We start from the raw sequence: 13,366 nt of genomic DNA, 5'->3' as shown, positions 1-13,366 counted from the left end.
TTTAAACCCGAGACTCTAGTTAATGAATATTTTAATGGCACTATCCCAGTTAGAAGTCACCGGTGCAGAAGTCTATGCCACTACCATTGGCAACGAACTAACTGCTAGAGGGCATAACGTTCATTATGTGTCTGACACTTTAACAAAACCTTTCCAAGGTAAATATTTTAAGCTGCGTTTCAACAAACGCAGTATCCCTCGCCGACTTTGGCATGTCGCTTATCTAGTCTATTTGATTAAGAAGCATAAGATTCAGCTTGTCCATGCCCACTCACGAGCTTCCAGCTGGAGTTGTCATGTAGCATGCAAAATCACTGGCACGCCAATGATCACGACAGTTCATGGTAGGCAGCCTGTACATGCATCGCGAAAAAAATTCCATGCTATGGGAGATAAAGCCCTTCCCGTATGTGAGGCGATTAAAGATCAGCTAATCCACGAACTAGGTGTGTCAGAAAAGCAACTGGAAGTAAGTAGAAACGGCGTAGAGACAGACAAGTTCACCTGGCTAAAAGCTCCTCAGAATGAAAAGCCGATTATCACTATCATTGGTCGTTTAACAGGTCCTAAAGGGGAGCTTTGCTATCGGCTACTCGATGATTGTCTAGATATCGACTCTTACGATGTAAAAGTAATTTCAGGCTCAAAAATTGCTACTCGTTTCGATAAGTTTAGACAGCGAGTAGATTTTTGTGGCTACTCCAATGACATAGCCTCTGTTTTAGCCACATCCGATCTTGTGATCGGTGCTGGTCGCGTAGCAATGGAATCTCTGCTTTGCGGAAGACCTACTCTTGCGATAGGTGAAGCGAAAGCGATAGGTTTAGTCGATGAAAGTAATATCAAAGAAGCCATGGCGAGCAACTTTGGCGATATTGGCCCAAGAGATCTCGATATAGATTTTTCATTAGTTGAACAGCAAGTGGTACTAGGCCTACAAAGCAAACATTGTTTCAATGAAGTCGCTGAAACGATAAAAGAAAACTATAGCCTAACAAACATCGTCGACCAAATAGAAAACATCTACCAAACCGTTTACGTTGAGAAGTTACGTAAAGAAATGCCAATCATTATGTACCATCGCTTCATTAAGGATGACAGTGAAAAAGGGGTACATGGCACATATTTGCATATTGATATGCTAGAAAAGCACTTCAAGCTAATCCAAAAGATGGGATTTGAAACTATCACCTTTGAAGATTTAGCAGAGAAAGGGCTAATTAGTCGGCTAGAATATGGCAAACGCTATATTATTATTACAGTTGATGATGGTTACAGAGATAACTATGAACTGCTTCTCCCTCTACTACAAAAGTATAAGTTTAAGGCCGTTGTCTACGCTGTTACAGGTGAAACTTTTAATCGTTGGGATGTTGAGGTGGTTGACAATCCAGAAAAATCAGTGCCTTTAATGAGCGCAGTCCAACTTAAAGCTCTATCAGACTCTGGGCTTGTAGAAGTCGGGGGACACACTGTAAGCCACCCTCACCTAAATACTCTTTCTCCTACAAAACAAACAGAAGAAATTCAGGTCAACAAAAAAGCCTTGGAGTCTTTGTTAGGTAAACCTCTCACCTCTTTTGCATACCCATACGGTTCATTAGACAATCACTCAAAAGAGATAGTAGAAAAACTTGGGTATCGATTCGCAGTTGCAACCAATAGCGGCCCACTCACAACTAATAAAGAGCCATTTCAGATTCGCAGGATTGCGATTTTTCCTAGAACAGATACATTCGGGCTTTGGCGGAAAGTACGCGGGTCTTATTTATTCAAAAAGCACAAATCGAAGTAATTTTACGGTCTGAATAAACACAATATATGCTTAGCGTGACTTTCTACGGCTATCATAGTGGTTTGCACGAAAAGTTTTGTTGATAAAATTAGTAACGACTAAATTCTGGAAAAGATAGAAACGATGAAAGTTCTGATCATTGGCCCATCTTGGGTTGGCGATATGGTAATGTCACAAAGCCTTTATACAGCGTTAAAGCAAAAACACCCAAACGCAGAGATAGATGTTCTTGCTCCTGCCTGGTGTAAACTTATCTTGGAGCGCATGCCAGAAGTCAATCAAACCATTGAGATGCCAATGGCCCATGGTGAGTTCAACTTAAAGGGTCGATGGCAGTTAGCTCGAACATTGGCTAAAAAAGGGTATACACACACTTATATTTTACCTAACTCCGCCAAATCAGCTTTGATTCCATTCTTTGCTGGCATCAATTCAAGAACAGGTTGGAAAGGAGAAATGCGCTATGGTCTACTCAATGACTTACGGCCAGATAAGCGTGTTTTCCAGTATATGGTCGAAAGGTACGTTGCTTTAGCGCATTCGAAAAGCGATATGCTTAACGAAGTCGAGCTAGCAAATTGCCCTAGACCAAGTCTAACAGTTGACTTAGCAAACCAGAAAAACGTAAGAAATCGCTTAGGTCTAGAAAGCACTCGACCTATTATCGGACTTTGTCCTGGAGCCGAATTTGGTCCAGCAAAGCGTTGGCCAGACACATACTATGCTGAAGTTGCAAAGTTCGCTATAGAGCAAGGCTATCAAATATGGTTGTTTGGCTCAGCCAAAGACAGAGAAGTCTGCGAGCTAATCAGCTCCAAACTGTCAAACGAGCAAGGTCAGCTTTGTTTTAATTTGGCAGGGGAAACATCTTTAATTGAAGCGGTCGATCTTTTAGCAGCCTGCCACACTGTCGTCAGTAATGACTCAGGACTGATGCATGTATCTGCCGCTGTCGGCTGCAACATTGTCGCTATTTATGGCTCAAGTTCACCAAAATATACCCCACCTCTCACCAATAAGTTAAAAATGGTTCACACTAATGTTGAGTGTCGACCATGCTTTAAGAGAGAATGTCCGTTAGGACATCTAGATTGTCTAAACAAGTTAACTCCAAACACTGTTATCAATGCTCTAGAAGAGTTTTTAACCTAGTAGAATAATTAGCAATAACCTGGTTCCAACGTTTAGGGTATTGTCCATACTGGCAAACAATGGCAAGAGAAGTCAGCACTTTCTCGTTTGGGCACTTCACTCAAAATCTAGAACTACTAACTTTGTAAGTCTCTCAAAGAGCACCGAAAAAGTTTCGTTTCAAAAGGCAAAGCATGAACACATTTCCAATAATGGTCGCTAACCGTACCATAAAACTAATCGGTAATATTTTTAAGGTTCTGGCCTATCCCTTTCATTTTGTTCTTCCCAAAACACGCTTCTCGATTCCTGAACATTCTCCAGCAAGGGTTCGCACAGCAAATACAAGTAACGTAACAAAGATAATTTGGCAGACTAATTACTCCAATAGATCAACGTTGCCTGTTTACCTGAATTACCTTTTTAACCGCTTAATGTCTCTAGATTACGAATACCGTTATGTGAGTACTGAAGGTCGCGAAGAGTATCTTAGAGAACACGCCCCAAAAGAAGTCTATGAAGCCTATTTAAAACTGACAGATGGCGCAGCTCAAGCAGACTTGTGGCGCGTAACCACCCTCTACCTGCTGGGGGGAGTCTACATGGATATTGATGCGACTTTAGTCTGGCCACTAAAGCGGATTCTCAAAGGTGTCAGCAAATCGCTTTATATCAAAATTAAAGATGACACTGAGATTACCAATTACTTCCTAGCCACATGCCCAAACAATCCAGAATACAAAGCTGTAATGGAAGCCATTGTCCACAACGTGGAGAATTATGACCCAGCTAAAGGTGTCTATGGAACGACTGGTCCTCAAGTGTTTAACGATGTGCTCAATACACGAGAAGTTAACTCTCGCCGCCGACGCTATGTTTGTATTCAAGGAACATTCACCAACGAATACTTCCAATACCTAGACAAGCCACGTGGTAAATGGACTCACCAAGATCCAAACGACCTCATTAAAAAGTAACCTACATTGGGATAGTTCAAAGTGCTTATTCGTTGGCTGTATACACTGCTACTTACCTTATTCGCGCCATTCTTACTGTTTGGCTTGTACAAAAAGAAAGAAGGTAAACCCAATGTAGGTCCACGTTGGAAAGAGCACTTTGGTTTCACCCCAAAACTAGAGTCTGATAAACGACCTATATGGGTTCATGCAGTATCAGTGGGAGAAACCCTCGCAGTTGCCCCACTAATCAAGCAACTAAAGTTCGATCATCCGGATACTGAGATTGTCCTTACGACTACAACACCTACAGGGGCAGAGCAAGCAGCTAGGCTTGGTAAGCTAGTAAAGCATCGTTACATGCCGTTAGATTTTCCTTTCGCCGTTAAAGGTTTTATCCGAGCGATAAAACCTTATAAGATGGTGATTATGGAAACTGAATTATGGCCCAATACTCTCTACACTGTCGCCAAAAACGACATTCCAATCAGTGTTATCAATGCGCGTCTATCTGAACGCTCGTATCGACGCTACTCAAAAATTCAGCCAATTTTTAATCTGCTGAGCAAAAATATTGAACAGCTATTATGTCAGTATAAAGATGATGCAGAGCGGTTTGTTAAGTTAGGAGTCGACTCCAACAAAGTGACTGTAACAGGTTCAATTAAATTCGATATACGTATTGAACCCAATCACATTGAGCACGGTAACCGTCTTAGAGATCAACTAGGAAAAGATCGCCCAGTTTGGATAGCTGCCAGCACGCATATAGGTGAAGATGAGCAGGTTCTAGCCGCACATCGAGAGATACTCAAGAACACCCCTAACGCGTTGCTAATTCTTGTTCCACGCCACCCTGAAAGGTTCAGTTCAGTATTTGAACTATGTCAAAAAGAAGATTTCGCAGTCCAACGTCGAACCGACTCCAATGAGAAAGAGCTGCAAAATGCAGAAGTCTATTTGGCCGATACCATGGGAGAAATGTTAGCGTTGATACAAGCAGCTGACATCTGTTTTATGGGCGGTAGTTTAATTGGCAACAAGGTAGGCGGACATAATGTTCTCGAACCAGCAGCATTAGCCAAACCTGTTCTTTCTGGCCCTAGCTATTATAATTTCACAGAAATAGTACATAAGCTGTTAGCCCATAAAGCGATTATTATCACTAATTCGCCAATGGAAATTAGTAAGGTAATATTGGAACTTCTGGGTGATAGAAAGAAACTATCGCATCAAGGTGAGCTAAGCGAGCAGTGCGTCAATGACAATAAAGGGGCTTTAGTCAACACACTAAACCTAATCACGAAATGATGAGTTGAAATACTTTAACTTAAGTTAGTTCTTCGACACGTTTACAGGCAAATTATGAAAATTTTAGTTACTGGCGGTGCGGGCTTTATAGGCTCTGCGGTTATCCGTCATATCATTCGCAATACACAAGACTACGTAGTAAACGTAGATAAACTCACTTATGCAGGTAATCTAGATTCCCTGCAACCTGTAGAAAGTAGCGAGAGATATTTCTTTGAGCAAGTGGACATATGTAACAAGGTCGAACTTGAACGCGTATTTCAAGAGCATAAACCTGATGCTGTTATGCATTTAGCGGCAGAATCGCATGTTGACAGATCAATTGATGGTCCTTCAGATTTCATTCAAACCAATATTGTCGGCACTTGTACTTTGCTTGAAACTGCTCGCTCATATTGGTCTCAACTAGAACCAGATAAAAAAAGAACATTTAAGTTCCATCACATTTCTACAGATGAAGTCTATGGTGATCTAGAAGGAACCAGTGATCTGTTTACCGAAGCAACTCCTTATGCACCAAGTAGCCCTTATTCCGCTTCAAAAGCTTCAAGTGATCATCTAGTAAGAGCTTGGCTTCGCACTTATGGAATGCCTACGATTATCACTAATTGCTCAAACAATTACGGGCCGTACCATTTCCCAGAAAAGTTAATACCACTCATGATTCTCAATGCTCTAGAGGGAAAACCACTGCCAGTTTATGGTAACGGAATGCAAGTTCGAGATTGGTTGTATGTCGATGATCATGCTAGAGCGCTTTATACCGTCTTGACTAAAGGAGAGATAGGGGAAACATACAATATTGGCGGTCACAATGAAAAAGCGAATATTGATGTCGTGAAAGAGATTTGTAGACTACTAGAGGAACTGGTTCCAAATAAACCTCATGGAATTGCTCTGTATTCTGACCTAATAACATACGTGACCGATCGCCCTGGCCATGATGTTCGCTATGCTATCGACGCGAGTAAAATTGAGCAAGAGTTAGGCTGGGTTCCTGCAGAAAGCTTTGAGTCCGGCCTAAGAAAGACCGTTGAGTGGTATCTTAACAATCAAGCATGGTGGCAACGAGTCTTAGACGGCTCATACAATAGAGAAAGACTAGGAGCATAAAGCGTAAAATGAAAGGTATAATTCTCGCAGGAGGCTCTGGAACTAGGCTTTACCCATTGACTCGTGGAACGTCTAAACAACTACTGCCAATTTATGATAAACCAATGATCTACTACCCTTTATCAACATTAATGTTAGCGGGGATACGAGATATTTTGGTGATCACTACTCCAGAAGACAACGCTTCATTCAAGCGTCTGCTAGGTGATGGCTCAGGCTTTGGCGTATCAATACAATATGCAATTCAAGAAAGCCCTGACGGACTTGCACAAGCATTTATCATTGGCGAAGAGTTTATTGGTAACGACTCGGTCTGCTTGGTTTTGGGTGATAATATTTTTTATGGGCAGTCTTTCGGAAAAACACTCCACTCTGCTGCCAATAACAAATCTGGCGCAACGGTTTTCGGCTATCAAGTCCGTGATCCAGAGCGTTTTGGCGTTGTTGAATTTGATAACCAAATGAAAGCCGTGTCTATTGAAGAGAAACCAACTCACCCTAAGTCTGAATATGCCGTGACTGGCTTATACTTCTATGATAATCAGGTAGTTAACTTCGCAAAAGCTGTCACCCCTTCAGAAAGAGGTGAATTAGAAATAACCAGCATCAATCAGATGTATTTGGAATCAGGGCAGCTAAAAGTCGAGCTTCTTGGCCGAGGATTCGCATGGCTAGACACTGGTACACACCAAAGCCTGCATGAAGCATCTTCTTTTGTACAAACCATAGAACATGTTCAAGGATTAAAGGTCGCCTGTCTAGAGGAAATAGCTTGGCGAAACGGCTGGTTAACATCCAAACAAATAAAGGATCTCGCTAAGCCTATGTCTAAGAATGAATATGGTCAGTATCTGTTACGCTTAGTTCAAGAGTAAACACATTATGAAAATACTTGTTACTGGCTCCAATGGGCAAGTCGGTCAATCTTTAGTTAAGCAATTAAATAATGAAGCTGGCATTACCTTTCTCGCGTTAGATAAAGAAGACCTAGATATCACCAACCAAGAGGCAGTGGAGAAAGTAGTGCAAGAATTTTCTCCTAATGTCATTGTAAACACAGCAGCCTATACCGCCGTTGACAAAGCAGAGAGTGAGCCTGAGATTGCTGATTTAATAAACCATATCGGACCTTATAACCTAGCCGTTGCTGCCAACATACATGATGCCACCCTTATACATATCTCAACTGACTATGTTTTTTCTGGTGAGTCAATGCACCCTTATGATGAGAAAGATACAACGGCTCCAAGAAGCATTTATGGCAAAAGCAAATTAGCCGGAGAGGTAGCTGTAGCCAATGCATGCCCTCATCATGTTATTTTGCGTACAGCTTGGGTCTTTGGAGAATATGGCAACAACTTTGTCAAAACTATGCTCCGATTGGCCAAAACACGTGATTGCTTAGGAGTTGTAGATGATCAGTTAGGTGGACCAACTTACGCTGGCGATATCGCGAAAGCTTTGATTGTGATTGCTAAAAAAGTAGTCTCTAACGAACCACCATTATATGGCACTTATCACTATTCAGGCTTACCCCATGTAAGTTGGTGTGATTTTGCGACAGATATATTTAAACAAGCCTATCAACAAGAACTTATAGCTCGTATTCCAACTGTAGATGCAATTTCAACCGCTGAGTTTCCTACTCCAGCGAGACGTCCTGCGAACTCTTGCCTCAGTACGAGCTTGGTAGAAAACAAATTCAACTTACAAGCTAGCGACTGGAAACAGGCACTGAAAGACTTAACTGCTTATGTGGAATAATTTAAAGCTATGAATGTAATCGACACGAATATTTCAGATGTAAAAATCATAGAACCTACTGTTTTTGGAGATGATAGAGGGTTCTTTATGGAAACTTGGCAACAGAAAAAATTCGAAGAGCTTGTCACACATAAACCAACTCCATTTGTCCAAGATAACCACTCGAAATCTAAGCAAGGTATTTTGAGAGGGCTACATTACCAGTTGACAAATACGCAGGGTAAATTGGTCAGAGTTATCTCAGGAGAGGTATTTGATGTCGCTGTTGATTTGCGCAAAGGCTCGCCAAAGTTTGGTCAGTGGGTTGGTGTTTATCTTTCGGCTGAAAACAAGAGGCAATTATGGGTACCCGAAGGATTCGCACATGGGTTCTATGTAACCAGTGAAGAAGCTGAATTTGTCTACAAATGTACTGACTATTACAACCCAGATTCAGAAGTTAGCATTCTGTGGAACGACCCACAACTCAATATCAACTGGCCTTGTAAGCAAGCTCCATCACTATCACAGAAAGATGCAAATGGGGTGCCGTTTCAAGAAGCACCACTGTTCAAGTAAAAACCAAGGTATAGCGCTCGATGCGCTATACCTTACTTAACACATTTCTAACCCACGAAGAAAGCATGTATTTCTCTACAATCTGTGGTTCAGGTTCAAAATAAGGGGTTGAGAAAATAGGCTCCGGCACTTGATAACTACTATCCAACACCACCATGTTTTCTGCACAAAAGATATCATAGTGCTTTAAGTTCTGGTTCGTCGTTATCAGTTTCCTTTGATAACCTAGACACTCATACACTCGAAAAGAAAGCCCAGCTTGGTGTCCTTGCAAGAAGTCTAAGATCGCCTTAGAACTCTCAATATTACTTTTAAGTTCATCTCCTAGCATTAATTTGTCAGTTACTTTAATCCGCTTATCAGTAATTGATTTTCTCTTTCTGGGATGGTCGATGTAAAAATGGATATTAGGTGAGATACTCGGATTAGCATCTAAGAATTTCACGACCTGTTGATACCTTTCTTTGGTATAGCTCATGATGGAAAAAACATCATATTTAGCACTCTCCAACGACACTGAAGTGGTCCATGAAGGGTCTAGATAGTTATTGATCTTAATAAGATCATAGGCGTTGCAATCTTCGTGATCATAGCTAAATACAACGTCAAATAGATCCAAGTGTTGTTTATTCTCGGGGGATTTCGTCAAACTATCCCAAAGAGTTGCGACTAATTTGTTGCAATGCTGCTTAAGCAGTTCCAAGTGTTCACGTTTAAACAGACTCGGCTCTGTCATAATGACGACATCAAACTTTGGTCTCGCAATAAAAAATGAATTAATTGTCCGTGTAATTTCAGCATCGGTTATACGATGTTTATAACTGTTTTTCGTTACAAGCTGATAGATTTTAGCAAGTACTCGATGACAAGCATCGAAATAACCAAACTTTGAAAAGTCCGAGTGATCTAGATGTACCACTTCGTGGCCTTGCTTCACCATTTCTCTCACGATGGGGTCAGCCAACCCCGCCCAGTTGGGGCATATAAACAGAACTTTCATCAACTAGCCGCTTCTTCAAGTAACGATTTTATTTTTGGAATGACCAAGGTGTGATCAAAATTATTAACTTCCCCTGAAGCAACAATGACTTCAGCAATATCAGAGTTTGGATGCCAGTTGGAAAAGTTAGCAGCATCATCGCTGTAGATAGCAACTTGGGGTTTGAGAAGCCCAGAAGCAATGTGCACGATCGAAGTATCAACAGAAATTACAAGCTTGGCTTTAACAACTGCGGCAATCGCATCATAAATAGACTGACTATCCGCAAAATGAACAACTCTATCATTCATAAGGTTCATTGACTGAAACTGCTTTAAGGTATCAGGAGCTGTTAATACAACAACTTTAAGAGACTCATCGAGACTTAGCACTGCGGTCGCAATGGCTTCTATCGATTCACGACTAAGTTTACGCTCATTGCCGCTTCCAAACGGGTTCAAGAGTACATAATCATTAATGCCACTTGCCGCTATGAAGCTTTCAATTTTGGCTACCGACTCGGTGAGCACGGGTACTTGATATCTCTCGGCAGGCTCTAAGATACCCAAAAGCTTGGATACGTAATCGAATTTTTCTGCATAATGAAGGCCATGAATATCAGCGGAAATATTGATATCGACCAGTTTCAGTAAACTATCCACACCGACGATAAGCCTCGAATCTAGCTTGTTGAGCAGATAGATATCCTTCATTTTCATATCAAGGTTAAGCGATGCGACAACATCAATGCTCCCTAACTCCTGACAAACTGCCCGTATCTCACCATAGGAAGGACGTTTACTAAGATGAACAACTTGATCCACGGAAAAATGTTGCTTGAATAGAGGTTCCATCGATGGCGTGGTCAACACTGTAATTCTAATATCAGGCCTGTGCTTGCGAATTTTATTGATAACTCCAGAAGAAACAATTGCATCACCGAGCTTGGCATCATTGCGAATAAATAAGATGCTTTTCGCCTGTTTAGGATCAAAAGTAGACTCTCTTTTACGATCAAACAGCAGTACACCAAGGTGTCTTCTAACTACATCCCGAAAACGTTGCAGTCGGCTAATTATAAATCTCATTAAATACCTTTGTAAGCAGACAGAATTACAGAAAAATCACTGTGCACCCATTTGATATGCCTCTTCCCCACCTCTTTCTCAAAAGAGCGCTTTAGTCTTGCTAAATTGCTCTGCTTCCACTCTTCGCCAGATTGTTGGTAACATTTATCGAAGTCGATAATCCAAACTTTTTCGTCTTCATCAAGCAAGATATTGTGGATATTGAGGTCAGTGTGGTTCACATGCGCGTTATGCATCTTACGAATTTCTTGGCCAATTTTCTGATATATCTGTGCAGAAAGTGGCTTTTCTACCAGAATCGATACCAAATCTCTGGCATTAGGTATCTTTTCACTCAACAAATCTGCCGTATAGCTCAAGCTACTTTTGATTGCACGGGCAGCAATTGGTTTAGGGACGTTGACGCCCGCTTGGATTAGCGTCTTCAAAAGCTGAAACTCTTGATAACTGCGCGTTTGCTCCCAACCTGAAAAGCGGTAACTGTCTTTAACCAATTTGCCAAATAGACCACCACGACGATAGTGCCGCAGCGCAGCAGGCATTGACTCTGTTTGCACAAACCAAGTAGTACCACGTCCTTGAGCGCTACCAATAACTTTGTCGTTTTGCTGCCAATAACTTGGTTCGAAAACTTGTTTAGGGTCTTCTTTGAGTAGCTCTTCGTCATACCATATGGTCTGATTATCAAACTGCAAAGTATTCATGCGTGGTGATCTCTCAATTTATTTGCGCCGCCATTTTACATTTATTGAGCCTCTCTGCATAATCTTGGCTAATACACGCTAATTGAAATCACTATGCCACTTTTTTCCTCTGCTCCTAAATCTCTCTGCGTACTACGTTTGTCTGCGATTGGTGACGTCTGTAATACCGTTGCGGCTGTACAAGCGATACAGCGCCAGTGGCCTGAAACTGAAATCGTTTGGATAACAGGCAAACTGGAAGCAAAGTTAATTGAAGATTTAGACAACATCACAGTGGTGGTGTTTGATAAAAAAGAGGGCTGGTCAGGCTATAAATCGCTGTGGCGCGAGCTAAAAGATTATCGGTTCGACGCCCTCCTGCATATGCAATACGCGTTTAGAGCTAGCATTGCAACCTTAGGTATCAAAGCGAAGTACAAACTTGGTTTTGACTCTATACGCAGCCAAGATTTTCAAAGCTTGTTTACCAATGTCAAAGTCCCTTCCCCGCAAACCATGCATGTTCTCGATGGGCTACTTGCCTTTGGTGAAACGCTCGGTGTGCAAGATATGTCACCGAAATGGCGGATTGACTACTCTGCGGATGATTTAACCTGGGCAATCGCTCAACTTGACACGACTAAGCCAAACTTAGTGATTGTTCCCGCAGCAAGTAAAGCCTATAAAAACTGGACAGCAGAAGGCTATGCAGAGCTGATTCAGCATGCACATCAAGCAGGCTGGAGTATAATTTTAGCCGGGAGTCCTGCTCAGGTAGAGCTAGATCTTGCCACGCAAATCGAGAGTTTGATTGATATTACGGTTAGCAATTTAGTTGGCAAAAGTTCTCTCAAAGAGATGTTAGCGCTATTGGATAAAGCCAATCTCGTGGTTGCACCGGATACAGGCCCAGCCCATATGGCTAACGCGGTTAACACTCCTATTATTGGCCTTTATGCTCACCATAACCCAGAGCGAACGGGGCCTTATCAATATCGCCAGTATGTTGTGTCGGCCTATGAAGAAGCGATTCAAGCCGAGACAGGCAAAACATCAAAAGAACTGAGTTGGCGCGCACGAGTTAAAGACAAAAACGCCATGCAACGTATTGAAGCTCAGCAAGTTATCGCTATGTTTGATAAAGTAGTCTCTGACTTAAACCTTCCATCGTCCACTCCAGAGGTATCCTAGTGAGTAAACCTACCATTGCCGTTGCCTTAATCGTTAAAAACGAAGCGCAGCACCTTAAAGCTTGCTTGGAAACCGTCCATGACTGGGTTGATGAGATTGTCGTCCTCGATTCTGGAAGCACCGACAAAACAGAACAAGTAGCACGAACCTTTACCGACAAGTTTTTCGTCAATCAAGAGTGGCCAGGATTTGGGCCTCAGCGCCGTATCGCACAATCTTATGTCGAGTCAGATTATATTCTGTGGCTCGATGCAGATGAGCGTGTCACGCCTGAACTGAAAGAGAGCATCTTAGCGGCGGTTGCTAACAAGGAGCCTTCAACCATCTATAAAACCGCGCGCTTAAGCTGGGTGTTTGGCCGTTATATTCGTCATTGTGGCTGGTACCCAGATCGCGTTCTGCGCTTATATCCAACGAAACTGACTCAGTACAATGATGCCTTGGTGCATGAGAAAGTCGAAGTAACTGGAGAGATGAAGGTTGAAAACCTTACTGGGGACCTGATTCACTTTACCTACAATGATATGAACCATTACTTGGTTAAGTCCGCAGGCTATGCGAAAGCGTGGGCAGAGCAGCGAGAGAAGAAGGGTAAAAAGAGCAGCATCTCACAAGGTATTCTTCATGCGTTGGGCTGTTTTTTGAAAATGTATGTCGTTAAGGCCGGCTTCTTAGATGGTAAACAGGGCTTCCTGCTGTCACTACTCTCTGCGCATTCTACCTTTGTCAAATATGCGGATTTATGGATTCGAACAGAAACCGACAAGATGCCTGAAAAGTTTTAAACGCTTGAATTG

At 42.0% G+C, this 13,366-nt stretch carries 13 protein-coding genes; 10 read left to right on the top strand and 3 right to left on the bottom strand.

Annotated features, from left to right (window positions below; genetic code table 11):
- Window positions 1-22: 22 nt before the first annotated feature.
- The 8 genes from AC6R16_RS21350 (at window position 23) to rfbC (ending at window position 8,628) form a co-directional block, all read left to right on the top strand.
- Window positions 23-1,795 (top strand): bifunctional glycosyltransferase family 4 protein/polysaccharide deacetylase, encoded by a 1,773-nt coding sequence (locus tag AC6R16_RS21350; protein WP_500675659.1) that lies wholly within the window; start codon window positions 23-25, stop codon window positions 1,793-1,795.
- A gap of 123 nt (window positions 1,796-1,918) precedes the next feature.
- Window positions 1,919-2,947, top strand: a complete 1,029-nt coding sequence (gene waaF / locus AC6R16_RS21345; RefSeq protein ID WP_500675658.1) for a lipopolysaccharide heptosyltransferase II — start codon at window positions 1,919-1,921, stop codon at window positions 2,945-2,947.
- A 173-nt stretch (window positions 2,948-3,120) separates the two neighbouring features.
- Window positions 3,121-3,903, top strand: coding sequence for a glycosyltransferase family 32 protein (locus AC6R16_RS21340; protein ID WP_500675657.1), 783 nt, complete (start codon window positions 3,121-3,123; stop codon window positions 3,901-3,903).
- A gap of 21 nt (window positions 3,904-3,924) precedes the next feature.
- Entirely contained in the window at window positions 3,925-5,193 is a 1,269-nt protein-coding gene (gene waaA / locus AC6R16_RS21335; RefSeq protein ID WP_500675656.1) for a lipid IV(A) 3-deoxy-D-manno-octulosonic acid transferase, read from the top strand.
- Window positions 5,194-5,247: 54 nt separating this feature from the next.
- Window positions 5,248-6,306, top strand: a complete 1,059-nt coding sequence (rfbB, locus tag AC6R16_RS21330; RefSeq protein ID WP_500675655.1) for a dTDP-glucose 4,6-dehydratase — start codon at window positions 5,248-5,250, stop codon at window positions 6,304-6,306.
- Window positions 6,307-6,314: 8 nt separating this feature from the next.
- Window positions 6,315-7,181: a glucose-1-phosphate thymidylyltransferase RfbA gene (gene rfbA / locus AC6R16_RS21325; protein WP_500675654.1), complete on the top strand. Its 867-nt coding sequence runs from the start codon at window positions 6,315-6,317 to the stop codon at window positions 7,179-7,181.
- A gap of 7 nt (window positions 7,182-7,188) precedes the next feature.
- Entirely contained in the window at window positions 7,189-8,070 is an 882-nt protein-coding gene (gene rfbD, locus AC6R16_RS21320; protein WP_500675653.1) for a dTDP-4-dehydrorhamnose reductase, read from the top strand.
- Window positions 8,071-8,079: 9 nt separating this feature from the next.
- A complete protein-coding gene (gene rfbC, locus AC6R16_RS21315) occupies window positions 8,080-8,628 on the top strand; it encodes a dTDP-4-dehydrorhamnose 3,5-epimerase (protein WP_239852446.1) in 549 nt (182 codons plus the stop codon).
- Window positions 8,629-8,653: 25 nt separating this feature from the next.
- On the opposite strand, the gene AC6R16_RS21310 is transcribed toward rfbC, so the two are convergent.
- Genes AC6R16_RS21310 through AC6R16_RS21300 form a run of 3 tightly spaced genes read right to left on the bottom strand, consistent with a single transcriptional unit; the run spans window position 8,654 to window position 11,399 of the window.
- Complete coding sequence (locus AC6R16_RS21310; protein WP_500675652.1) at window positions 8,654-9,628, bottom strand: WaaS/CpsH family glycosyltransferase; 975 nt, start codon at window positions 9,626-9,628, stop codon at window positions 8,654-8,656.
- Complete coding sequence (locus AC6R16_RS21305; RefSeq protein WP_500675651.1) at window positions 9,628-10,695, bottom strand: glycosyltransferase family 9 protein; 1,068 nt, start codon at window positions 10,693-10,695, stop codon at window positions 9,628-9,630. The genes AC6R16_RS21310 and AC6R16_RS21305 overlap by 1 nt, the downstream gene beginning before the upstream one ends.
- The gene (locus tag AC6R16_RS21300; protein WP_500675650.1) at window positions 10,695-11,399 is read right to left on the bottom strand and encodes a 3-deoxy-D-manno-octulosonic acid kinase; all 705 of its coding nucleotides are present in this window, start codon (window positions 11,397-11,399) and stop codon (window positions 10,695-10,697) included. The genes AC6R16_RS21305 and AC6R16_RS21300 overlap by 1 nt, the downstream gene beginning before the upstream one ends.
- 93 nt (window positions 11,400-11,492) lie before the next feature.
- Here AC6R16_RS21300 and AC6R16_RS21295 point away from each other — a divergent pair, with 93 nt between their 5' ends.
- Both AC6R16_RS21295 and AC6R16_RS21290 read left to right on the top strand, forming a co-directional pair.
- Complete coding sequence (locus AC6R16_RS21295) at window positions 11,493-12,569, top strand: glycosyltransferase family 9 protein (RefSeq protein WP_500675649.1); 1,077 nt, start codon at window positions 11,493-11,495, stop codon at window positions 12,567-12,569.
- Window positions 12,563-13,354, top strand: a complete 792-nt coding sequence (locus tag AC6R16_RS21290) for a glycosyltransferase family 2 protein (RefSeq protein ID WP_500675738.1) — start codon at window positions 12,563-12,565, stop codon at window positions 13,352-13,354. The genes AC6R16_RS21295 and AC6R16_RS21290 overlap by 7 nt, the downstream gene beginning before the upstream one ends.
- Window positions 13,355-13,366: the final 12 nt, after the last annotated feature.

The organism is Vibrio sp. R10-SG3-ISO10, from assembly GCF_059834185.1.
This window is presented reverse-complemented; position numbering and strand designations above follow the sequence as displayed.